This window comes from Allobosea sp. (assembly GCF_035999205.1).
Taxonomy (GTDB): domain Bacteria; phylum Pseudomonadota; class Alphaproteobacteria; order Rhizobiales; family Beijerinckiaceae; genus Allobosea.
The window spans coordinates 42,300-64,365 of record NZ_DASYHA010000017.1; the positions used below are offsets into that span (position 1 = coordinate 42,300).

At 64.8% G+C, this 22,066-nt stretch carries 24 protein-coding genes and 2 pseudogenes; 9 read left to right on the forward strand and 17 right to left on the reverse strand.

The window, feature by feature from the left end; translation table 11 throughout:
• The first annotated feature begins 111 nt into the window (after nucleotides 1-111).
• A complete protein-coding gene (locus VGN82_RS05900; RefSeq protein WP_327526069.1) occupies nucleotides 112-360 on the forward strand; it encodes a hypothetical protein in 249 nt (82 codons plus the stop codon).
• Between the two features lie 66 nt (nucleotides 361-426).
• Here VGN82_RS05900 and VGN82_RS05905 read toward each other — a convergent pair whose 3' ends face one another.
• From VGN82_RS05905 to VGN82_RS05915, 3 genes are all read right to left on the reverse strand, one after another.
• Nucleotides 427-1,473, reverse strand: coding sequence for a tyrosine-type recombinase/integrase (locus VGN82_RS05905; RefSeq protein WP_327526097.1), 1,047 nt, complete (start codon nucleotides 1,471-1,473; stop codon nucleotides 427-429).
• A gap of 107 nt (nucleotides 1,474-1,580) precedes the next feature.
• Nucleotides 1,581-1,919 (reverse strand): HVO_A0114 family putative DNA-binding protein, encoded by a 339-nt coding sequence (locus VGN82_RS05910; protein ID WP_327526070.1) that lies wholly within the window; start codon nucleotides 1,917-1,919, stop codon nucleotides 1,581-1,583.
• 55 nt (nucleotides 1,920-1,974) lie between these two features.
• On the reverse strand, nucleotides 1,975-2,364 hold the full coding sequence (locus tag VGN82_RS05915) for a toxin-antitoxin system TumE family protein (protein WP_327526098.1): 390 nt from the start codon (nucleotides 2,362-2,364) through the stop codon (nucleotides 1,975-1,977).
• A 565-nt stretch (nucleotides 2,365-2,929) separates the two neighbouring features.
• Here VGN82_RS05915 and VGN82_RS05920 point away from each other — a divergent pair.
• The 5 genes from VGN82_RS05920 (at nucleotide 2,930) to VGN82_RS05935 (ending at nucleotide 7,343) form a co-directional block, all read left to right on the forward strand.
• Nucleotides 2,930-3,859, forward strand: coding sequence for a DUF1403 family protein (locus VGN82_RS05920; protein WP_327526071.1), 930 nt, complete (start codon nucleotides 2,930-2,932; stop codon nucleotides 3,857-3,859).
• 1 nt (nucleotide 3,860) lies between these two features.
• A complete protein-coding gene (gene scpB / locus VGN82_RS05925) occupies nucleotides 3,861-4,622 on the forward strand; it encodes an SMC-Scp complex subunit ScpB (protein WP_327526072.1) in 762 nt (253 codons plus the stop codon).
• 399 nt (nucleotides 4,623-5,021) lie between these two features.
• Nucleotides 5,022-5,240 carry an MOSC domain-containing protein gene (locus tag VGN82_RS26450; protein ID WP_414644208.1) on the forward strand — a complete coding sequence of 73 codons (219 nt, stop codon included), beginning with the start codon at nucleotides 5,022-5,024 and terminating at the stop codon, nucleotides 5,238-5,240.
• A gap of 626 nt (nucleotides 5,241-5,866) precedes the next feature.
• Entirely contained in the window at nucleotides 5,867-6,211 is a 345-nt protein-coding gene (locus tag VGN82_RS05930; protein WP_327526073.1) for a PLP-dependent transferase, read from the forward strand.
• Between the two features lie 109 nt (nucleotides 6,212-6,320).
• Nucleotides 6,321-7,343, forward strand: coding sequence for an amino acid ABC transporter substrate-binding protein (locus VGN82_RS05935; protein ID WP_327526074.1), 1,023 nt, complete (start codon nucleotides 6,321-6,323; stop codon nucleotides 7,341-7,343).
• 4 nt (nucleotides 7,344-7,347) lie between these two features.
• On the opposite strand, the gene VGN82_RS05940 is transcribed toward VGN82_RS05935, so the two are convergent.
• The 4 genes from VGN82_RS05940 to VGN82_RS05955 all read right to left on the reverse strand — a co-directional run bounded on the left by VGN82_RS05940 (nucleotide 7,348) and on the right by VGN82_RS05955 (nucleotide 11,302).
• Nucleotides 7,348-8,094 (reverse strand): ABC transporter ATP-binding protein, encoded by a 747-nt coding sequence (locus VGN82_RS05940; RefSeq protein ID WP_327526075.1) that lies wholly within the window; start codon nucleotides 8,092-8,094, stop codon nucleotides 7,348-7,350.
• Nucleotides 8,091-9,155, reverse strand: coding sequence for a FecCD family ABC transporter permease (locus tag VGN82_RS05945; RefSeq protein WP_327526076.1), 1,065 nt, complete (start codon nucleotides 9,153-9,155; stop codon nucleotides 8,091-8,093). Before VGN82_RS05945 ends, VGN82_RS05940 begins: the two co-directional genes overlap by 4 nt.
• Entirely contained in the window at nucleotides 9,152-10,267 is a 1,116-nt protein-coding gene (locus VGN82_RS05950; protein WP_327526077.1) for an ABC transporter substrate-binding protein, read from the reverse strand. Before VGN82_RS05950 ends, VGN82_RS05945 begins: the two co-directional genes overlap by 4 nt.
• Nucleotides 10,268-11,173: 906 nt before the next feature.
• The gene (locus tag VGN82_RS05955; protein ID WP_327526078.1) at nucleotides 11,174-11,302 is read right to left on the reverse strand and encodes a hypothetical protein; all 129 of its coding nucleotides are present in this window, start codon (nucleotides 11,300-11,302) and stop codon (nucleotides 11,174-11,176) included.
• Between the two features lie 203 nt (nucleotides 11,303-11,505).
• Between VGN82_RS05955 and VGN82_RS05960 the strand changes: the two are divergent.
• Nucleotides 11,506-12,511, forward strand: a pseudogene (locus VGN82_RS05960) (IS110 family RNA-guided transposase).
• A gap of 163 nt (nucleotides 12,512-12,674) precedes the next feature.
• On the opposite strand, the gene VGN82_RS05965 reads toward VGN82_RS05960, so the two are convergent.
• The 10 genes and pseudogenes from VGN82_RS05965 to VGN82_RS06010 all read right to left on the reverse strand — a co-directional run bounded on the left by VGN82_RS05965 (nucleotide 12,675) and on the right by VGN82_RS06010 (nucleotide 20,433).
• Nucleotides 12,675-13,499 (reverse strand): IS110 family transposase, encoded by an 825-nt coding sequence (locus tag VGN82_RS05965; RefSeq protein WP_327526079.1) that lies wholly within the window; start codon nucleotides 13,497-13,499, stop codon nucleotides 12,675-12,677.
• A 73-nt stretch (nucleotides 13,500-13,572) separates the two neighbouring features.
• Nucleotides 13,573-14,745, reverse strand: a complete 1,173-nt coding sequence (locus tag VGN82_RS05970; protein WP_327526080.1) for an MFS transporter — start codon at nucleotides 14,743-14,745, stop codon at nucleotides 13,573-13,575.
• Nucleotides 14,742-16,157 carry an NAD(P)-binding protein gene (locus VGN82_RS05975; protein WP_327526081.1) on the reverse strand — a complete coding sequence of 472 codons (1,416 nt, stop codon included), beginning with the start codon at nucleotides 16,155-16,157 and terminating at the stop codon, nucleotides 14,742-14,744. Before VGN82_RS05975 ends, VGN82_RS05970 begins: the two co-directional genes overlap by 4 nt.
• Before the next feature lie 57 nt (nucleotides 16,158-16,214).
• Nucleotides 16,215-16,532 carry an ArsR/SmtB family transcription factor gene (locus VGN82_RS05980; protein WP_327526099.1) on the reverse strand — a complete coding sequence of 106 codons (318 nt, stop codon included), beginning with the start codon at nucleotides 16,530-16,532 and terminating at the stop codon, nucleotides 16,215-16,217.
• A 59-nt stretch (nucleotides 16,533-16,591) separates the two neighbouring features.
• Nucleotides 16,592-17,644 (reverse strand): ACR3 family arsenite efflux transporter, encoded by a 1,053-nt coding sequence (gene arsB, locus VGN82_RS05985; protein WP_327526082.1) that lies wholly within the window; start codon nucleotides 17,642-17,644, stop codon nucleotides 16,592-16,594.
• A 7-nt stretch (nucleotides 17,645-17,651) separates the two neighbouring features.
• On the reverse strand, nucleotides 17,652-18,089 hold the full coding sequence (gene arsC, locus VGN82_RS05990; protein WP_327526083.1) for an arsenate reductase (glutaredoxin): 438 nt from the start codon (nucleotides 18,087-18,089) through the stop codon (nucleotides 17,652-17,654).
• A pseudogene (locus VGN82_RS05995) lies at nucleotides 18,082-18,437 on the reverse strand (ArsR/SmtB family transcription factor). Before VGN82_RS05995 ends, arsC begins: the two are co-directional and overlap by 8 nt.
• Before the next feature lie 182 nt (nucleotides 18,438-18,619).
• The gene (locus tag VGN82_RS06000) at nucleotides 18,620-19,306 is read right to left on the reverse strand and encodes a transmembrane anchor protein (protein ID WP_327526084.1); all 687 of its coding nucleotides are present in this window, start codon (nucleotides 19,304-19,306) and stop codon (nucleotides 18,620-18,622) included.
• A gap of 18 nt (nucleotides 19,307-19,324) precedes the next feature.
• Entirely contained in the window at nucleotides 19,325-20,059 is a 735-nt protein-coding gene (locus tag VGN82_RS06005) for a HupE/UreJ family protein (RefSeq protein WP_327526085.1), read from the reverse strand.
• Nucleotides 20,060-20,109: 50 nt separating this feature from the next.
• Nucleotides 20,110-20,433: a hypothetical protein gene (locus tag VGN82_RS06010; RefSeq protein WP_327526086.1), complete on the reverse strand. Its 324-nt coding sequence runs from the start codon at nucleotides 20,431-20,433 to the stop codon at nucleotides 20,110-20,112.
• Nucleotides 20,434-20,602: 169 nt separating this feature from the next.
• Between VGN82_RS06010 and VGN82_RS06015 the strand changes: the two genes are divergently transcribed.
• Both VGN82_RS06015 and VGN82_RS06020 read left to right on the forward strand, forming a co-directional pair.
• Complete coding sequence (locus VGN82_RS06015) at nucleotides 20,603-20,881, forward strand: metal-sensing transcriptional repressor (RefSeq protein ID WP_327526087.1); 279 nt, start codon at nucleotides 20,603-20,605, stop codon at nucleotides 20,879-20,881.
• Nucleotides 20,882-20,893: 12 nt separating this feature from the next.
• Nucleotides 20,894-22,057 carry a nickel/cobalt efflux transporter gene (locus VGN82_RS06020; RefSeq protein ID WP_327526088.1) on the forward strand — a complete coding sequence of 388 codons (1,164 nt, stop codon included), beginning with the start codon at nucleotides 20,894-20,896 and terminating at the stop codon, nucleotides 22,055-22,057.
• Nucleotides 22,058-22,066: the final 9 nt, after the last annotated feature.

Consider the following 22,066-nt stretch of genomic DNA (forward strand, 5'->3'; position numbering starts at 1 on the left):
GAGGCTTTCGTGACAGGTTGCCCGCGAACGGTCTGTGCGGTGGAACAATGGCCTCGCCCCGAAGTTGGCGAAGCGACGTTCCCAGCCTCAAGGTGCCCTATGATCCGCGCGATGCTCGCCACGACCTCTCTCAGCCTCTTTCTGGTGAGCGGAGCCGCGCTTGCGGACCACCAGGGTCATGGCGCCATCCCTGTCGGCACGGGGGTTGAACTCGGTCCCCGCCTCAGTGCCAAGGTCGAGACGACGCTGCAGCAAGACGAGCAGCTGCAGGCGACCGCCGGTCAGCGCAAGGAGTCCGATCCAGCGGGGGGCAAGCCAACACCGCCCCGGAAAGTCCGCGTGGTTTACCCGGCTCTCTGACGAGAAGAATTAGACGGTTGCGATTCGATTCTTCCTCGCTGTGAGCGTAAGCGCGGACGCCGAAGGCTACAGCCCGGCCGCCTTGGTCAGATTGACCCGGAAGCGATCGCGCCGCCGCTGGTAGCGGCGGGTCATCTCGGCGCTGGCGTGGCCGAGCTGCTTTTGGACATGGCGCTCCTCGACCTCGGCGGATGAGGCGAGGCCAGCGCGCAAGGAATGGCCGGAAAACTTCAAGGCGCGCTCGGCCTGCGTGAGTTCGGCGCGGACGCCGGCTTGCAGCACCGCGCGCTTGACCAGGCGGGCCACCTCGCGATCGCCGAGGCGGTGCGGCCCGACATCATGGCCCTGGTCGGTGACCCGCCGGAACAGGGGACCATGGGCGATCCGGGCGAGCTTGAGCCAGGTCTCCAGGGCGACGACCGGACAGGTTGCGTCGGAGGAGCCGCGGCCAATCTCGACCTCGCGCCAGCCGGTCTTGGCCTTCAGCGTGACCAGCATGCCCTTGTCGAGGATCTCGACCCAGCCGCGACCGTCTTCGCTCTGTTGCGGTCCGACGTCGAGCGCGACGATCTCCGAGCGGCGCAAGCCCCCGGCAAAGCCAAGCAGCAGCATGGCGCGGTCGCGCAGGCCGCGCAGCGTGCCGCGATCGAGCGTCTCGAGCATGGCGATGATATCCTCCGGCAGCACGGCTTCCTTCTGCACCGGCGGGCGGCCATGGCTGTTGCGGATGCCGGCCATCACCGTGGCGATATGGCGGTCCTTGCGATCGAGGACCTGGCCCCGCTGCGCAAAATTCCAGGCCAGTGCCGAAAGCCGGCGTTCGATCGTGCTGACGGATGAGGGCTTGCGGTTCGCGGTCGTGGCCCCGGACGCCAGAGCCGTCATGTAGAGCCCGAGGATCTGGGGATCGGCGGCAAGGGCAGAAAGGTTCTGGCGGCGGCACCAGGTCTGGAACTGGCTCCAGTCGGATGCGTAGGCCCGCCGCGTATTGGCCGAGCTGGCGGCCTCGACGTAGCCGCGCGCCCGGTCAGCGAGGCCTTCGAGATGGGCGGGGACGACGGAGTGATCTGGATGCGCATCGCTCGGAACCGGCAGGGGAGGGGCCTCCGTCATCTCAGCCACAAGCGCGGTGCTGGCGAGCCGTTCGTCCTCGGCCGGCGACGCTTCTATGCTCATGCGAGTTCCTGGCAGCGCGTTGAAGACGAAGCCGCCGGCGCCTCTTACGCCGACAGCCTGATCTGCAGGTCCAACTCGTCAAATGGCACCTCGGGTCGCAAAGCGCCGCGCTCTCCGGGCTCAAGTTTGACGATTCCGTACTTTTCCATGAGACGAAGCGTTCTGGACAGACTGGGCACCTTTCGTCCACTGCTCGAGGACAGTGCCTGCAGCGAGGTGGGACGCGACCGCCTGATATGCTCCAGCAGCTCGACGTTCTTGGACGAGAGGATTTTCCCAGCGGCCTCCGCCGACGAAATCCAGACCTTCGGATCGGTCGGGCTCGGCTTCAGCTCACCGCGTGCGATCGCGATCGTGCGCGCCCTCATCTCGGAAACCGGCATGACGCCGATCCGGAGCACTCGGCCGGGCGCAGTGACGCCAGCCTTGCGTATCACCTTAGCCATGGTGCACGTCCCTTTCCTTGAGGACCCCGTCAACTTGGTCCCAGAAGTCTACTAGCAGCGTCGCGGCATCGGCATAGTCGTAGGGCCTGATGGTCCTGAAGCGATGCCTGTGGTCCCACGCGGTCTTCCGGCTTTTCCCGCCTGGCCCACTCGATGCGGCAACCGCGTGGGCGTTGTCGAAACCAACCAGGCGGCTATCCTTCGGGTCGCCGGAATTGGGACCATGAAGGGTCAGCGAATAGTCGAGCCCGTGGGGCTTCTCAGGAGTCACCAGCACACGCCGGACCTCGAACTTGACCCAATAGCTTCCAGCATCGTCCAGAATGAAGGTCAGCCCGTCCAGATCAAGCAAGCTATCGAGGGAAGGGTCGCCCGTTTGCATCGGCTGCACCCTTAACACATCCTGTTAATCCTGTGAAGTCAGAGTGGCCGGCGCCTTCGGGAGCGCGAGACGGTCGATCATCGATCCGCTCGAGCATCCTCCCGGGCGCAAAAGGCCGGAGTTGCCTCCAGGCCACTCAGAGCCTCGTGGGCGGCGATTTGCGGTTTTCCGAGCTTTGCCCTGTCGATGACGTCCGATCGGCCTCTCCGGCCTTCTGACGAGGTCGATAAAACGCGATCGTGCCGGGGCATCAGCCTGTTGGAGCGAAGTAAGCTACCAAAGCGCGCCTCGGCCGTGGCAGGGCGCGCCCAACTTCGCAATCCCTCCGACCATGGTCCGAGAATCAAGCGCGAACCCAGTCCGCTCAATGAACGCGAAATATGACGCCTGGGGCGCCGATTTTGGGGGCTGTCCGGCGGTGAAATGCGAGCGCCAGGGCCATTCTTTAGATAATGACTAGAACGACCGATAATCCAACATTATCGGTCGTTATTATCTGTCTCGGGGCGCGGCGGTTATGATCAATAGGATGGATCTAAGCGCCGTAACACGATAGCCTGCGGCGATGCGCAAGCGTCCCCGCACCCTGCCCGACCCCCCGCTGCTCCGCCCGCCGCTGCCGCGCTGGATCAGGGCGTCGCTCGCGGGCGAAGCGACTGGTGGCATTGCGTTTTTGAGCGGCGCGGCCCTGGCACTGCTGGACGGGCCGGCGCGCGACGAGCACCTGATCGGCAGCCTGTGGCGGCAACGCCTGGCGCTGCGCAGTGGCGCGGCGCTGGCGCGTTTGCAGGGGCGGGGCGAGGACGAAGCGACCTTGCGCGATCATTTTTATTGGACCCGGCCGGGCCATGATCCCGGCCCGGCGGGGCGCCTCCTGACCGCCTGGCGGTTCCTGGGCGAGGCTGCGGCGCTGCGCAGCGAGACGTGGCCGGTCCGCTTGCCGACCCTGTTCGACGGGGTGGGGGACGGTCTCGAGGAGGCGATCGCGATCGCGCGAGCGCCGCGGACCGGGTCGGGCGATCCGGTTGCGGCCGTGGCCCAGCTGGTCAAGGCGACGCTCACGACCCTGCCGCGTCAGCCAATCCTAGCGCTCTGGCTGGCGGACGCCGTGCTGGCGCAACGCCTGGGCTGGCCGGCCGCGGTGCCGCTGCTGGCCACGCAGCTCAGCCGCTCGGATTTGCGCGCCGCGACGCATGATGCGGAGGCCTGGGCCGGCATCTGCCACCGGGCCTATGCGCGGGCCGCGGCCGCGGCGCTCGATCTGCACAGCGAGCTCGCCCGGAACGCACGGCGGCTGCTCGCGGTCGCCCCGCAATTGCGCAGCAAGGATGCCGACCGGATGATTGCCAGACTGCTGAGCGAGGACGCGCTCGCGGCTGGGGCCGGTCCTTCGGCCAGCGACCGTTCGGGGCGACGCCTGTGCGATCGGCTGGTCGCTCTCGGCGGCGTGCGCGAGCTCACCGGGCGCGGCAGCTTTCGACTGTACGGGCTCTGAGATGAGCCGTCGCCCCCGTTCGACCGCACCGCTCGATACCGAACTGGCCGATCTGCCGGCGGATCTGCGCTGGCGCGAATGGATGGGACGGGTCGAGGCGGTGATCTTTGCGTCGCCAGAGCCGGTCACGCGTGAGATGCTGGCGCGGGTCGTTGGCCAAGGTTGCAGCATCGACCTGATCATCGACGACATCCGCGACGAGCTGCGCGGTCGCCCTTACGAGCTCGTCACGGTGGCGGGCGGCTGGCAGATGCGCAGCCGCAAGAGCTTTGCTGCCACCATTCGGGTTGCGACCGGGCTGGGGGAGCAGGTCAAGCCGCTCTCGCCCTCCGAAAGCCTGACGCTGATGGCGATCGGGTATTTTCAGCCGATCACCCGCAGCGAACTCTCCCAGATTTTTGGCAAGGAGGTCAGCCGCGACACCATCGGCCAGTTGCGCCGCCTGGGCTTCGTCGCGGCCGGACCCCGCAGCCCGCAGCCGGGGGCGCCCTATACCTATGTCACCACCAAGACCTTCCTGAGCCATTTTGGCTTCGACACCCTGCGCGACCTGCCGGATATGGAGGCGCTCGAGGATGCGGGCTTGCTCAGCAAGGACAGACTGCTCGCCGGCGAGATCCCCGTGGCGGGGCTGGGCCATTCCAATGCGGATGACGGTGATGGTCACGGTTCAGATGACGCATCTGACAACCAGAAGCCGGCACAGGGGAGGCCAGACGACCGCGCCGCCCCTGGTGATGCCGACGGATCCGGAGCGATGTGATCCTCTGGATGATCGTCGCCGCGCACTGTGCCAAGTGGCTCTGGCGATCGGACAATCGCCGTGTGACCTGCATGTCCATGGTCCCGAACAGGACCAGCAGGCCTTGCTGTTACCATGAGGCGTTTGTGCAGCAAGGCCTCTATTGGCCAAAGTGGCGACATCGTTCGCGAGAAAGCTTCGGCCGCTATGGCCGAAAGAATTTCCGTACTGAGCTTTCCTCCGCGCGATCCAGTCGTTGGCGAGGATGGTCCGCTGCTCCGATTGTGGGCCGATGTCCGGGTTGCCTGACGTCTAGCGCTCAGCGCGGGGACCACCGATGCTCGTGGTTCAGAACGCCGGTTTCGACACCGCGCAGGGCGTCATAGGCGATCGCTACTCTCGCGCTGTGGTAGCAGGCAGGTGACGTTGCTCCAGGCTGCGCACCTTGCGCCTAACGCTAATCTTATTGGCCAATCAGAGGTCTTACCGGTTGACCTCCGGCGCAACCTCGTCACGCATGGCATCAACCTCCTGGCCCTGAAGGACAAGCGATTCCAGATTGGTTCTGCCGTCCTGGAAACCACGGGGGAATGTCACCCCAATCCATCGACACCGCTTAAGTCCGCTAACGTCTGGTGAAAGGCGAGGCAAAGCCAGGGGTTGATAATTGGGACCGCCGTAAGAGCGGTGAGCAGGACGACGCCCGCCTCGGCAGGCCGTTTCATTTATTTCTCAGTGGGCCTCCGACGTGGAACTCGGTCTGGCAATGCGCCGTTCTTGTGAGCATTCCGCAGCAAGACCTGCTTATGGAGCGATCTCCATGAAATTCTCATCATCACCATGCGGATCGCTTCGGCCGAGCGGACGCGCATACCTCGACGATCGCGCCGGCGGGCGCCAGCGCCCAAAACTGCAAACGCGCCGCTGCCAAGCGCCGATTGTTTTAACGAACGACAAGCCAAGAGCCAACAAGGACGACGACGCATCTGGAAGGCCAAGGCGACCCACGGCGGCCAGCAGGTCGGCGTGAACGTGGACTACCGCAGCAACATGACTCGCCAACTGAACAATTTGTCAGGAGCTATGAGCATGACGCGCACTATTACCAAGTCCTACGATGACTTTGACACCGCGAGCGCAGTGGTGGAGAAACTAGATCGAGCAGGCTTTCCCGACAACGAGATGAGCCTCATTGGCCCCCGCGACCTTACGGAGGAGCGCAATGTCGGGGAGGGCGCGGGCATTGGCGCTGGTGTTGGCGGCGATTGCTGCATCCAGCCTTGCCATCCTGCCCCGGCCACGAGGTCTGGAAGCGCGACATGGGCCGCTCCTCGGGCCTTTTCAGCCTTGTACTCAAGCCGGTCGACGAGGCAGCGATGAGCGCGGCGCTGAGCTCGCTGAAGGTCTTCGCCATCGGCGCATCCTGGGGCGGGACGCGCAGCCTCGTGGCGCCGCAGGCCGTGGCGCAGGATCGCAGCGCGACGTCTTGGACCTATCCCGGCCCGCTGCTGCGCATCAGCATCGGTCTCGAGGACCCCGACGAGCTCTGGGCCGATCTCGGACGACTGCTCGGCGTGCTTGGACAAGCGCCGGCCAGCAAGGCGGCCTGAGTAGCATTTCCAGTGTGCAGAACGACCGCGCCCGGAGCTCTGGGCGCGGCAGGGAGAGCTTTGCCTGAACGCCGAGGAATTCGACTGCCAACCATAAAAGGGGATCACAATGAAATTCACTATTGTGGCCGCTTTCATCGGCCTTTTCGCGAGCATGACGGAGACGGCTCAGGCCCAGAGTAGTCCCACGCTGAGCAAGATCCGCGAGCGCGGATACATCATCTGCGGCACCAGCCCCGGAGTCGCCGGCTTCTCGATCCAGGACGGTGCGGGACGCTGGAACGGCTTCGACATCGACATCTGCCGGGCGCTCGCCGTCACGATCTTCAACGATCAGGACAAGGCGAAATTCGTGCCCCTGTCCTCGAAGGACCGGCTGATCGCCTTGCAGGCCGGCGAGATCGACGTGCTGCCGCGAACCACCACCTGGACGCTCTCACGTAATGCCGGACAGGGCGTGACCTTCACGGCGGTCAACTATTATGACGGCCAGGGTTTCATGGTCTCGAAGAAGCTGGGCGTCGACAGCGCCGCCAAGCTCGGCGGCGCCTCGATCTGCGTGGCGCAGGGCACCACTAGCGAACTCAATATGGCCGATTATTTCCGCAAGCTCGGCCAGAAATACGAGCCGGCCGCCTTCGGCACGTCCGAGGAGGCGCTGAAGGCTTATGAGTCCGGCCGCTGCGATGCCTACACGACCGACATCTCGGCGCTTGCCGCAGTCAAGCTCAAGCTGGCCGACCCCGATACCTATGTCATCCTGCCCGAGGTCATTTCCAAGGAGCCGCTGGGGCCATGGGTGCGCTCGGGCGACGATGGCTGGTTCAACATCGTTCGCTGGACAGTCGCCGCGCTCGTCAATGCCGAGGAACTCGGTGTGACCAAGGCAAATGTCCAGGAGATGGTGAAATCAGCCAATCCCGAGATCAAGCGCTTCCTCGGACAGGACGGGAAGCTCGGTGAAGCGATGGGCCTGACCAATGACTGGGTCGTGCGGATCGTCTCCACGGTCGGCAACTATGGCGAATCCTTCGAGCGCTATCTCGGCTCTGAATCGCGACTGCAGCTGAAGCGCGGACCGAATGCTCTCTGGACGAATGGCGGCCTGCAGTACAGCCCGCCGTTCCGGTAACGGATCAAACCGGCCTCAGCGCCGTAACGACGAGCGATCCGTCGGGTGCCGCCGACATGGCCGCATCCACGCCGAAGACCGATGCGACCATGCTTGGCTCGATCACGGCGGCTGGTCTGCCATGGCAGACCAGCTTTCCTGCCGAGATGACCGCGACGGTATCGGCGAAGCGGGCCGCGATGTTCAGATCGTGCAGGATCACGATAGTCGTCAATCCGCGCTGATGCGTCAGCTGACGGACGATCAGCATCACTTCCAGCTGATGGCGGATGTCGAGCGCGCTGATCGGCTCATCGAGCAGCAGCAGGTTCGGCTCCGAAGCCAGCGCCTGCGCCAGGAACACGAGCTGGCGCTGGCCGCCACTCAGTTCGCCGAGATACCGGCCGGCAAGGCCGCCAAGGTCCAGTTCCTGGAGAACCGTTTGGGCCATGGCAAGGTCGTCCGGCTTAACGCGCAGCCCGAGCTGGCCCAGTCGTCCGAGCAACACGGCTTCCAGCACCGTGAGGGCCGCACGGCTCGATATATCCTGCGGCATGTAGCCGATGCGGGGCTGATCGCCATCCCCTGTCTCGAACGCAACACGCCCGCTGCATCGCACCAGGCCTGCGATAGCCTTGACCAGTGACGACTTGCCTGAGCCGTTGGGACCGATCACGGCCATGACCTCACCGGGCTCGGCCGTCAGCGTGATGTCGGACAGGGCCTGCGTCGCGCCGTAGCAGACTGCCAGATCCTCGATGTTGACCCTCACCAGAACGCCCTCCGGCTGCGGATGACGAGCCAGACGAAGAAGGGCACGCCGATGAGCGAGGTGACGATGCCTATCGGCACGACGGCGCCGGGCAGCAGGGTCTTGCTAGCGATCGAGGACAGCGACAGCAGCAGCGCTCCGAACAGGGCGGAGGCCGGCAGCAGACCGCGCTGATCCTCGCCGACGAGCATCCGCGCAATATGCGGCGCCACCAGCCCGACGAAGCCGATCGTGCCGACGAAGGCGACCGCGACGCCGGTCAGAGCGGAGATGATCGCAAAGGAGCGGATGCGCAGCCTCGCGACATCGACGCCGAGTCCCCGCGCGCGCTCATCCCCGAGCTTCAGGGCGGTCAGGCGCCAGGCATCAAGCAGGAGGAGCGGCAGCGAGACGGCAAGCACGGCGCTGATTATCCAGAGCTTCGGCCATGTCGCCTTCTGCAGCGAACCGAACAGCCAGAACACGATCTGCTGGAGCGCTTCGGGCGAGGCGACGAATTGCAACAGAGCCAGCAAGGCCTGAAACAGGAAAAGCAGCGCGATGCCGCCGAGCACCAGCATCTCGGGAGAGGAGCCGCGCAGACTGCCGATGCCGTAGACGCCGGCGCAGGCAATCCCTGAGAACAGGAAGGCCATGGCCGGGATCGCCCAGGCTTCCGGCAGCGGTATCGCGACGCCGAGCACGATGACGAGCGCGGCGCCGAAGCCGGCGCCCGCCGAGACGCCGAGCGTATAGCTCGACGCCAGCGGGTTGTTGAGGATGGTCTGCATGATGCCGCCGGAGAGGCCGAGCGCCGCTCCGACCGCCAGCGCGAGGAAGGCGATCGGCAGGCGTATCGACCAGACGATGGCATCCACCGTGCGGTCCTGCGCCAGGCCGAGAATCGAGCGCGCCACGGCCGGAACCGGCAGCATGGCGGGCCCGGTCGCCACGTCCAGGACGAGCGAGAAAGCGAGCGCGGCAAGGCCCGTCAGCAGGACGATCTGCCGGCGCCAGGCGAGGCGCCGGTAGAGGGCTTCGACGTCGTTGCCTTCAGTCATGATGCCCAAAGTACGGGTCATGGCTTCAGCGTCAGCATCCAGGTGCCGCTATAGGCGATCGGCAGATATTTCTCGTGATAGGCCCTAAAATTCGCGACCGGATCGACATCGGCGAACTGCTCCGGATAGAGCCGCTTGGCGAGATACTGCATCGCGGTGAAGTCGTAGAGCGTGCGGGCGAGCCCATGCTCGATCGCATTGATCTCGCCGGCCTTCACCGCCTTGATGTCGCCCCAGCCCGGCCGTTCGGCATAGGGTCTGAGGCTCGCGCGCGTCTCCTCGGGCTTGATCTCGTAGCCGGTCCTGACGGCCTTGGTCTTGCTGACCCAGGATGAGGAGGCGAACAGGACCAGGTCCGGATTGCCGGCGATCACCGCCTCGGCGTTCAGCGGCCCCCAAGGTCCGGGCAACTTGCCGGTTGCGAGGTTGTTGGCGCCGAGCGTCGTGACGATCGCCCCCCACATCGTGCCGTTGTAGCTGTTGCCGATCGTGTCGGCGCCGTCGCGACCGAGCTCGACATAGACGGTCTTGGCCGGAACGCCCGCCGCCTTCGCCTTGGCAACGCGGGCGAGCGTGTCGTCATACTGGCTCTTGTAGAGCGTCGCGAGTTCCTCGGCACGCGCCTCGCGGCCCATGACCTCGCCGAGCGCCCGCGTCGAGGCGAGATGACGGCCGAGCTGCTGGGCGTTGTAGTCGATCACGACGATCGGGATGCCCGCGCCCTCGATTTGCTGCATCTGGGTCTGGGCGGCTTTGTAGCCCCAGTCGGACATCAGCAGCACGTCAGGCTTGAGGCCGATGATCTTCTCGGCGCTGAGACTGTTGTCCTCGGTGAAGCCGAAATCGGGCATGGCCGCCAGGTTGGGGATCACGGCCTTGTAGCGATCGAAGATCAGCGGCCGCCAGCCTTCCCAGGGCGCACGCGAGATGCCGACGACCTTCTGCCAGCCCTCGACGCCGGCGACAGCGGTGAACTCCTCGAAGTTGAAATTGACGGCGACACGCTTGACCGGAAGGTCGACGGAGACCTTGCGCCCGAGCGCATCGGTGACTTCCGTTGGAGCGGCAATCGCGCTGACAGCAGAAGCGAGGATGGAGAATGCGCCAAGCGCAATCGAGACGAGTTTATGCATGGTAGGATCCCTACGTTCTGCAGCGATGGGAGCGCTCGCAGCAGAGCTACGACACGTCCTTCCCGAGCGAGCAGCATTTGAAGTTAGTTGGTTGCGAGCGCCGGCCGGCTCATGAAATCAGGCCAGGAGCGGCGTATGGCATGGCGCCTGAGTCCGCACTCTCACGGTCGGCGAATGTGAGAAGGTTAGCTTCACGACGACCAGCGGCAGGCTGAAGACAGCCGTCGCGGGCGCAAGCCGCGCCGAACGGCCGCTCAGACCAAGGCGACGGGAGGTGCGCGCGGATTCCTGGGCGAATGGTCCGTGAGGAAGCCAACCGGCCTGTCCAGCCGATGGACGAAGGCGATCAGGTCGGTCGGGCGCTGTGACAGTATCCGGAAATTGGGCTGTCCCGGGTCGCCGCCGACCAGCATTGGACAGCCGGCGGTGCAGCAGCCCATGCCAGCATGGGCCGTGGACTTGTCATGCTCGCCGCTTGCAGTTCCCTCGCCGCTCGGCGCGCAATGCGTCAGGGCGAGCGTTCGGTCCAGGTGGAGCGCATTGGCATAAGCGCCCGCTCCAAGGCCGGCGAACAGCGCTTGAACCACGAGCAGATAGGCCGCGAAAACCGCGACCCAGCTTCTGACGTGTGAACCGTTACGATGGCTCAAAGCTTCGACCCCCGCCACGTCGTTAGCACCATCGGGGCCGGCGTAAAATGGTCTTGCAGTCGCAGCCGCCCTCCTGGGCTTACCCAAATAGCGATCGCACCGCGAGCCGCCCGATCCACTTCAAAAACTGGAACTGCTTACTGGAAAGGACATGACCGTGCAGGCGATCGCGAAAGCAATGCCCGGCAGCGAGGAGACCATAGCGCCAAGGTCGACGGGATCGGTCCAAACTCCGGTAGCCTCGTCTGCAGACTAACTAGGAGTTCGAGCACTTCCGCGCCGTTAGCACGAACATCGGCACGCCGCCGGGATAGGGCGAGACCGCGAACAGGTACGCCTCGCGGATGCCGCGAAAGTTCTCGACCCGCATTTGGACGATCTGCACCGATTCCCATGGGCTCAATAAGACGGGTCAGCAGGCGCACCATTCATGAACCACGGTCGCCCCAAGGGGTGTCCCTAGCGAGATACAGCAGCTCAATGCTGCCTGGCAGCGATCATGCCAACGTCCGAAATCAGGCGGCCGTCCCATGTCCACGGCTCTCCACCCCCGCGGGAGCATAGGCTCTCGCAGAGATGGAGGAGAGCATGGATCAGGCAGTCACGATCGGGTTGGATATTGCGAAGTCAGTCTTTCAGGTTCACGGGGTCGACCGGAACGGCGTCGTCGTGGTCCGTCGGCAGGTTCGGCGAACGCAGCTCCTTTCCTTCTTCGCCCAGCTTCCGGCCTGCCTGGTCGGGATCGAGGCCTGCGCCACGGCGCATCATTGGGCACGCGAGTTGACCGAGCTCGGCCATCAGGTCCGGCTGATGCCGCCAAGCTATGTGAAGCCCTACGTCAAGCGCCAGAAGAACGACGCGGCCGATGCCGAGGCGATCTGTGAGGCGGTGACTCGCCCGACTATGCGCTTCGTCGAGGGGAAGAGCATCGAGCAGCAGAGCATCATGGTGCTGCATCGCGTTCGGCTGATGCTCATGCGCCAGCGCGTCCAGCTCTCGAATGCGATCCGAGGCCACATGGCGGAGTTCGGGTTTGCCGCGCCGATTGGGAGGGAGGGCTTGGGTGCTCTCATCAGGCTCATCGTCGATAACGACGAACGCGTGCCGGCTGAGGCACGAACTTGCCTGACGATGCTGGCTGCTCAGCTCGCCCTGATCAATGATCAGATCCTGGAAGCGGACCGTCGGATCAGAACCAGCGCCCGCGCGACCGAGATCGGTCGCAGGCTGATGGATGTCCCGGGCGTCGGCCCGCTCCTGGCGAGCGCTCTCGTGGCCAGCACGCTCTGGTCGGAACCTCGCCGCGTGGATCGGCCTCGTGCCGCGGCAGAACTCAAGCGGTGGGAAGGAGCGCTTGGGCGGCATCACCAAACAAGGCGACCGCTACCTACGCCAGTTGCTGGTTGTCGGCGCTCTGGCCGTCGTGCGTTATGCGCAGCGAAACGGAACCCGCCGACCATGGCTGGTCCAACTGCTCGCACGACGAACGACAAAGGTCGCGACCGTTGCCTTGGCCAACAAAACCGCCCGCATGGTCTGGGCGATCATGACCACTGGTGAAGCCTATCGCGAACCAATCCTGCAGACTGCGTAAGGATCGAGCGAATCTCACCGATGTAGCTTGGGAAGGGCAACTCGAACGTAACGCACCCTGCCGGTCGAACCGACGAACGGGAAAACCCACTAGCGCCAGAGCGCCTCGAGCGCGTGCAATTGGTTGGGACCCGTCTTCGCGGAAGGCATTATGGCCAGCGGCCTTATGTGCCGCACCAACAGGTCGAACACATGGCCGCACCGACCAGCCCTGCAGATCGCTCGATTGTCCTTGCCAACGGAGAGTCGTCCACACATGGCGCTCCGCCGTCCACGCCAGCCTTGAAGCTCAGGGCGGTGATCTCGCCAACGCCCGGCACGGTCATGAAGCGCCGGCAGATCGTATCTTCGCGGGCGGCCCGCTTCACCCGCCGATCAAGCTCGGTGAAGGTCTCGAAGAGCATCGCCCGCGCCTCCAGCATTGGCAGGAGCGCATGGCTGAGTGCAGGATCGGTCTCGATCGTCTCGCGCACAGCGGCATCGAAAGCGCCTCGGGAGACCCGGAGAGGCAGGACGACGCCGAAAATCCGCAACAGGCCGCGGATCTCGTTCTCGAGGTCGATGCACTTGCGCTGCATCACCTTGCGGCTCGTCAGGAGCGCTCGCATGTGGTGGCTTTCGACGCTCTTCACATGCACTCGGCTATACCACCCCGACCGGAGAATCTGGGCGATGCCGCGGGCGTCATGCTTGTCTGTCTTGTTCCGCATGGCCGAAAGCGCAGCCGCGACCTGACGCGCTTCCATGCAGACGACGTTGTAGCCAGCCTCCGTCAGTCCGTAGGTGATGGGCTGCGTCAGCGCGCCGGCCTCAAACCCGACCTGATGGATCGGCTGACCAAATCCCGCGAGGCAAAGAAGGACATCGGGAACCTCGGAGCGCACCGAGCGCTCGAGGCAAATCTTTCCGTCATGGTCGATGATGCAGATCGCCACCGAGCGCAGCGACACATCCAGCGCAGCGTAGAACATCGCAACGTCCTCCCTCATGGATCTGCCGAGATCCTAACGGGAGCTTGAACCCTCTCGGGTCCGCCCGATTACGCATGCTAGTGGCGCAGGGCTAACGCCTTTGGGACCACCATAGTCCCACACCGAATATCGCGTTGAGCAGTGCGAGCACTAGGAGAGCAGCGAAGGTCCAGGTCGAGCCAGCTTGGTCCAACAGAAGCGCACCCGCAGTTGGCGCGGCCGCCTGTGCAATCAGGCTCGGCCGTGCGAGCCGCCCAATCAGCGGAGCGTACCGATGCGGGCCGAACAGGGCTAACGGCACCGTGCCTTTGGCGATGGAAAAGACGCCGTTCCCCGCTCCGTAGAGGATGATCGCGATCCCGACAGGGCCAACTCCAATCGCCATCAGCGCCAATCCGCATGCCATCAGTCCGAGCGCGGCACTCATGGTCCAGAGCGGATGATGCCGCCCTCCGCCCGCCATCTCGATCACTCGCCCGCCGACCTGCGCCGGACCGACGAGCGCGCCTAGAGCAACGGCAGCCGCGAGACCGATCCCTTGTGCCTGGAGAAGCGTGAGCAGGTGAACGCCGACGATGGCGCTGATCGCGCCGCCGATGATGACGATCCCGGAGAGAAGCAGGAAAGCGCGACGCTCCGCTGGGAGCAGGCTCGATGCCGCCCCGGAAGTTCCCGTCGTCAGTGCGGGCAGTTCCGGCGGAACGCGCGGCAGGATCGTCAACACGAGCGGAAGCGAGATCAGAAACTGGATGGCTGCGTAGACGAAGCAGGTCCCCCGCCAGCCGAATTGCTCGACGAGATAGGCCGACAGCGGCCAGCAGACCGTGCTGGCGAAGCCGCCCCAAAGCGTCAGCACGGTGATCGCCGATCGCGCGCTTCCGCCATAGAGGCGCCCGAGGGTCGAGAAGGCCGCATCATAGAGACCGGCGGCCATGCCTGCCCCCAACACGATCCATCCGAGGACGAATACGGGAAGGTTGGGCGACAGCCCGAGAATGAGCTGCCCCGAGGCGATGAGCATTGCCGCAGCGGCCAGGACCGGTCTTCCCCCGGTTTCCCCGATGAGGCGACCGACATAGGGCGCAACGGCGCCCGCTGTGAGCAGGCCTACCGAGAGCGCGCCGACGATCCACGACAATGGCCATCCGGTGTCGGCAGCGATAGGTGCCGCGAGAACCGCCGGGAGATAGAAGGAGGACCCCCAGGCGAGGATTTGGACCACGCCCAGGGCCGAGATGACCGTCAGCCGGTTTCGATCGGTCACGCGACCTTGCCGCCACAGGAGGAGGTCGTCACGGGTTCCGGGAGCTTGGCGGGGCCGCAACCACAGCTGCCCTGACCATCGGCCTTCGCACGGGCGTCATCGGCGCAACAGGCAGCAACAGGGTCGGGCGCGGGGCCGCCGCAGCATGAGGAGGCGCCGGCCGGGGCCGTCGTGCAGACGCCGGTTTCCGGGAGAACCAGTTTGACGTCGTCCGCGGCCACCATGTCGCCGGCGATGGCGGCGACGACCGATCTAACCTGTTCGAAGCCCGTGAGCATCAGGAAGGTCGGCGCACGCCCGTAGCTCTTGATCCCCACCGTGTAGAAGCCCGGCTCGTGATGCGAGAGTTCGCGATGCCCGTGCGGCGGCACCGACCCGCAGGAATGCAGGTTCGGATCGATCATCGGCCCGAGCATGCGGGTGCTCTCCAGCCAGGGATCGAGTTCGACCCGCAGCTCTCGGGTCAGTGTCAGATCCGGGCGCTGTCCCGTGCAGGCTACAAGGCGGTCGACTGGACCGATCGTGCGGCCTCCTTCCGCTGTCTCGCCATTGATCAGCAGGCGCCCGTTTTCCTCGCGCATGCCGGCGAGGGCGAAGCCGCGAGCGAGCTCGATCCGACCGCTATCGACGACCTGCCGCAGTCGTGCCCCGAGGTCGCCTCGCCCAGCGAGCTGATCATTCGCGCCGCCGCCATAGACCCGGGATAGGTCGCGGCCGCGCGTCACCCAGATCGCTTTCGTTGTCGGATCCTGCTCCGCCAGTTCGACGAGGTCGAGCAACACGTTCGCGGCGGAGTGGCCGGCCCCGAGAACCAGAATGGTTCGCCCCGCGTAGGTGTCGCGGTCTCGGTCGAGCACGTCAGGGATGCCGTAGGCGATCCGGTCCGCAAACGCTTCTTCCCCATCGACGGCCATGCCGCCCGCCCCAGCCGGGTTCGGAGTGGTCCAGGTTCCGGAAGAGTCGATGACCGCGCGGGCCAGCACGCGGCGCGTGCCACCGACCCGGTCGCGAATGACGAGCTGGAACGGGTGAAGTTCCCGATCCCGGCTTACCACCTTGTCGATGCCGCGGCGCCCGATCGCTATGACGCGGGCGCCGTACTCGATGACCGGAGCGAGTTCGACCGTCCCCGCCAAGGGAGCGAGGTAGCGATCGACCAGTTCGCGTCCTGTCGGATAGCCCTGCTTGTCCGGCTCGACCCAACCCGCGGCCTCGAGCAGATTTCGGCTCGCCGGGTCTACGTTGAACTCCCACGGCGAGAACAGGCGAACATGGCCCCAGTCGCGGATGTTGGCGCCGACAGATTCCCCGGCTTCGTAGACCTTCACGGCCATTCGGCGCGCGATGAGATTGGCCGCGGCGGCAAGGCCGACGGGACCAGCACCAATCACGACGACGGGAAGTTCCTTCATTGCGGTATCCTCCGCGCCTGCTGGAAATATGGAATTATGTGGCAAATCGAAAGCCGCTCATGCGGCCTTCCCGGAAGAGGTGGAGCAAGCTTCTTCGATGCAGCATTCGTCGGAAAGGAAGCCAAGCAACGCGTCCATCGCCGGATAGACCGCGCGGCAGATCAGGGTCGTCGCTTGCCGCTCCTGCGACACGAGGCCGTTGCGGATCAGGCGCTGGAGGTGATGCGACAGCGTCGAGGCGGGAATGCCGAGGCGCTCCTGCACCTGCGCGACCGGGAGTCCGTTATGGCCGGCACGGACGAGAACCCGATAAACCTCTAGACGCGTCTGGTTGCCGAGCGCCTCAAGCTGCGCTGCTGCTGTTTCGATATTCATGGAAATAGAGATTCCACGCCGTCGATGGGCGGTCAAGCGATACTTCCATGATCATCGAATTATTCTGCGGCTTGAATCTTCCGGACGCCGTCGCCGCACTCGTACCAGCCCTTCGACCGGTTCACGATCCAGACGACAGTGAGCATGACCGGGACCTCGATCAGCACGCCGACAACGGTCGCGAGCGCCGCTCCGGAATGAAATCCGAACAGGCTGATCGCAGCGGCGACGGCGAGCTCGAAGAAGTTCGAGGCGCCGATCAAGGCGGACGGTCCCGCCACGCAGTGCTGCTCGCCAGCAACCCGGTTCAGGACGTAGGCCAGCCCGGCATTGAGATAGACCTGGATCAGGATCGGGATCGCCAGCAGCGCGATGACCATCGGCTGCGCGAGGATCTGCTCGCCCTGGAAGCCAAAGAGGAGAACGAGCGTCGCCAGCAATGCGACGAGGGAAGCAGGCCCGAGCCTCGCGAGCAGGCGGTCGAGCGCAGCCTGCCCACCGCTCGCCAGCACGCGGCTGCGAATGACCTGCGCGATGATCACCGGGATGACGATGTAGAGCACGACCGAGAGAACCAGGGTCCCCCACGGCACGGTGATCGCCGACAGCCCGAGCAGCAGCCCGACGATCGGTGCGAAGGCGATGATCATGATTGCGTCGTTGAGAGCGACCTGGCTCAACGTAAAATGCGGCTCGCCCTTGGTCAGGTTCGACCAGACGAAGACCATCGCGGTGCATGGTGCCGCCGCCAGGATGATCAGGCCCGCGATGTAGCTGTCGATCTGGTCGGCGGGCAGCCATGGCCGGAACAGCCAGGCGATGAAGATCCACCCCAGCGCCGCCATCGAGAACGGCTTCACCGCCCAGTTGATGAAGAGCGTGACGCCGATCCCGCGCCAATGCTTCCCGACCTGGCCCAGCGCGGCGAAGTCGATCTTTAGCAGCATCGGGATGACCATCAGCCAGATCAGTACAGCGACGGGTAGGTTGACCTTGGCGATCTCGGACGCGCCGACGGCCTGGAAAACGCCGGGCATGAGATGGCCCAGCGCGATTCCGAAGACGATGCACAGGCCGACCCAGACGGTGAGATAGCGTTCGAACGTGGACATGCTGACCTCAGGCGAGAGCCGCGGGGCGACCGGCCGCGTCGACGACGAGTTCGCCGTCCTCCTTGCGGAACTCGTCCCGCTGCGGCGGCAGAAGCGGCAGAACGGCTTCGGATGGGCGGCAGAGCTTCACACCCTTGGGAGAGATGACGAGCGGTCGGTTCATTAGGATTGGGTGAGCCTCGATCGCATCGAGGAGGGCCTCGTCCGACAGGCTCGGCTCAATGAGGCCGAGTTCGGCGAAAGGCGTGTCCTTCTCACGGAGGATTTCCCGGACGCTCATGCCGGCGCGATCGAGAAGCTGCTTCAGCAAGGTGCGGTTGGGCGGGGTCTTGAGATATTCGATGACGTGCGGCTCGACCCCAGCGTTGCGGATCAGCCCGAGCGTGTTCCGCGAGGTTCCGCAGGCTGGGTTGTGATAGATGATCACGTCGTTCGGCTCAGACATTGGCGGTCGCCTTCGGTTGGCAGCACGGGCTCAGTTCGGTCATCAGCGGTGCGCAGATTTCTGGTCGCCCGCCGCAGCAATCCTTGAGCAGGAAGGCGAGAACTGACCGTAGGACATCGAGATCGGCTCGATAGACGATCGAGCGGCTGAACCGCTCGGAGCGGATGAGGCCGGCCCGGCTGAGGATGCCGAGATGCGACGACATCGTGTTGTGCGGGACGTCGAGGCGCCGAGCGATCTCGCCCGCCGCCAGCCCTCGGGCTCTGCGCTCACGAGAATGCGGAAGACGTCGAGGCGGGTGCTTTGGGCCAAGGCTGCAAGCGCGAGGATGACCTGTTCATTTTCCATATGTCGAGACTTATCGACATATTTTTGCCGACGCAAGTGGAGCGATCTTCGCTCAGAGCAGCGAGATCAAAATTGGGGCGCTGGACGTCTGCTTCCTGGAGGTGGCTGAAAGTCAGTTAATGGCGCAAGGTTCGCGCGCGGATGCCCGCCGGCAAGCTTCCAAACCTGCCGGCGAGTTGCAATCACATCATGCGCTTGATCTCGCCATACGCACCGGTGGTTTTCAGCGTGATCGTGACATCCTTCGAGCCGCGGTTGCGCCAGAACCAGCCATGCGAGCCGTCGAACTCGGCGGTGAGCACGCCCTGCTCGCCGGCCGAGCCGCGGCCGTTCTTGTAGCTCTTCTCCTTGGCGCCGGCGCCGGGCGTACCGTGCATGTCGTAATTCACGACGCCGTCCCTGGCGGTCCAGGCAAAGTCGACCTTGGCCCCTGCCTTCATCGTCAGCTTGTATTCGACGCCTTCGGTCGGCTTGAGGGTGATCACGGTCTCGTCCGTACGCGAGGCCGGAGCCTGTGCGAGGAGAAGCCGCTCACCGGCATTTGCAGGCGAGACGAACAGGCCGGCGAGCACGGTCCCGAAGAGGCTGGAGCGCTGGTCGGGCGACGGCGTCGCCGGTGCCTGGGCCGGCGTCGTCTGGCTGTCCTTGAGGCGATCGGCCTCGGCCTCGGCCGCGAGTTGGGTCTTGATTTCGCCCATCTCGGTCAACTTGAGCATGCGCCCGACGCCGGTCGGGTCGATGGCGTATTCCGCCGGCAGGACGATAGTGACGAGGATGCCGGCGGCCGCAACGATGGCGATGGCCGTTGAGCGAAGAAGCTGGGCCGAGGACGGCAGCTCGGCGCGGGTCGGGATATCGGTGTTGTACATGAGAGAAGTCCTTCGATCTCAGGAGACGAAATAGCCGGTCAACTGGTAGCCGACGAGCACGAAGCCGGCGGTCATCATGACCGTGTTGGCGGTGTAGGCGTGGCGCAGGAAGCTCGGCGTGCGGCGCCAGAAGCCCATGGCGATCAGGATGATCGAGAGCGCGACGAGCTGGCCGATCTCGACGCCGACATTGAAGGCGAGGAGGTTGGGGACGAGGCCGTCCGGTGAGATGTTGTATTCGATGATCTTGGTCGAGAGACCGAAGCCGTGGAACAGGCCGAAGATCAGCGTCGCCAGCCTGGTGTCGGGCTGGAAGCCGAGCCAGCGCTGGAAGGCGCCCATGTTGTCGAGCGCCTTGTAGACGACCGAGAGGCCGATGATGGCGTCGATGATGTAGCTGTTGATCCCGACGTTGAAATAGACGCCAAGCAGCATGGTTGTGGAGTGGCCGAGCGCGAACAGGCTCACATAGAGCCCGATATGCTTGAGCCGGTAGAGGAAGAAGATCACTCCGAACAGGAACAGGATGTGATCGTAGCCGGTCACCATGTGTTTGGCGCCAAGATAGATGAACGGGAGCAGGTTCACTCCCGTGATCTCCTGGATATAGCCCTTGTCGCCGGCGGCGACGGCGTGCGCGAACGCAGCGTCGATGCCCGGTAGGACCAGGACGAGCGCGAGCGCGAGGGGAAGGAGCAGGCGCGAGGCTGCATGACGCAGCAGGCGCCGCCCTCCAGTAGAAGGTCGTTGCATGAAGGATCCGATAGTTCGTCGTTGAGTTCTGCCGCGAGCGCGGCGCGGGTTCAGGCGACGACGGATCGCGGCGGACGCTCTAGGCCGGAAAGGGTGCGCGAGGAAGCCTGTTCATGTTCGTGCGGGATCGCGGTCCGCACGAAGCGCGGCGCGCCGAGTTGGACAATGCCGACGACGTTGGCGGTCTCATGGACGTGGTCGGCGGTGTTGTGGCCGTGAACATGGCCGGGAAGGCGCTCGTCGGGCTCGCCCTCCTCATGGGAATGACCGTGCTCTGCAATCGAGGCTGCGAGCTCCGCATGCCGGGCGGCCTCGGCTTGCGCCATGGCATAGGCGTTGTGGCCGGCAGAGACGTGAGCCGCAGACAGAATCATGCCGATCGCCATCGCAAAGGTGATGACGAGACAGGACAGCGCTCTGATGCTGCGGTGCGGCATGATGAACAAGGTGTAGCGGACTTCTTAACGAAAGTTTGACGGAAAGACGTCGCCCTAGAGAACCGCTCCCTTTGACTCATCCTATCCAGGAGGATACGATCTAGCCATGTCAGAGCCTCATGTCCATGCCAGCCACCCCGACATCGCCAAGCGGCTGAAGCGCGCCGATGGCCATCTACGCAAGGTCATCGAGATGATCGAGACCGGGCGAGACTGCCTCGACATCGCGCAGCAGCTGCAAGCAGTTGAGAGCGCCATTGTCGGCGCCAAGAAGACGCTGATCCAGGATCATCTCGATCACTGCCTCGAGCATGCGGCGGGCACGATGTCGCGTGAACAGCGCCAGTCGATCGACGCCTTCAAGGCCATCACCAAATACCTTTGAGAGACTCGCCAGATGCCGTCATTCGCCGAACTGCTGAGCCAGGGCGCCGGCAACGCCTGGCTATTCGTTCCCAGCGCCATCCTTCTCGGCGCCCTGCACGGGCTGGAGCCGGGCCATTCCAAGACCATGATGGCGGCTTTCATCGTCGCTATCCGCGGGACGGTCGCGCAAGCCGTCATGCTCGGCCTGGCCGCGACGCTCTCGCACACCCTCGTCGTCTGGGGTGTGGCGCTCGGCGGCATGTATCTCTGGCGCGGCGTCGCACCGGAGGCGTTCGAGCCATGGTTCCAGCTTCTGTCGGGCGCGATCATCATCGCCATGGCGCTGTGGATGATATGGCGAACCAGGCAGGACCAGCGCCTGGCTCGGGCAGCGTCCGAGCATTCACACGGTCACAATCACGGCGGTCACCATGGCCATCGCGGCCATGCCCATGGCGACGAGACGCGGCGCATCGACACCGGCCATGGCGTCATCGTCGTCGAGGTGTTCGAGGACGGTGCCGCCCCGCGCTGGCGCGTCAGGTCCGAACGCGGCCATGCCTGGAAGGCTGCCGACGTTTCGATCACCACGACGCGCCCCGGTAACTTGGTCCAGCCCTTCGCCTTCGTTGACCGGGGCAGCTATCTCGAATCCGTCGACGAGATCCCCGAGCCGCACGAATTTGAGGCCCGCGTTAGCCTCGGCCATGGCAACCACACCCACGACTACGACTTGAGTTTCGCCGAGGGTCACGGTCACGACCACACCGAGACGGCCGGGCTGGACCTCGGCGGCGAAGGCTATCAGGACGCCCATGAGCGCGCCCACGCCAACGACATCCGCAAGCGCTTCACCGACCGCAACGTGACCAATTGGCAGATCATCGTCTTCGGCCTGACCGGCGGACTGATCCCATGCCCCGCCGCTATCACGGTGTTGCTGCTCTGCCTGCAACTCAAGGAGATCACCCTTGGGGCCGCGCTGGTGTTCTGTTTCTCGATCGGGCTCGCCATCACGCTCGTCACCGTCGGTGCCGCCGCTGCCATTAGCGTGCGCTATGCGTCGAGCCGCTTCACCTGGCTTTCAACGCTTGTTCGGCGCGCGCCGTATTTCTCCGGCGTGCTGATCATCGCCGTCGGCCTCTACGTCGCGATCCATGGCTGGCTTGCGCTCCCTCGCGCTGGCGGCTTTTGAAGGAGCAGC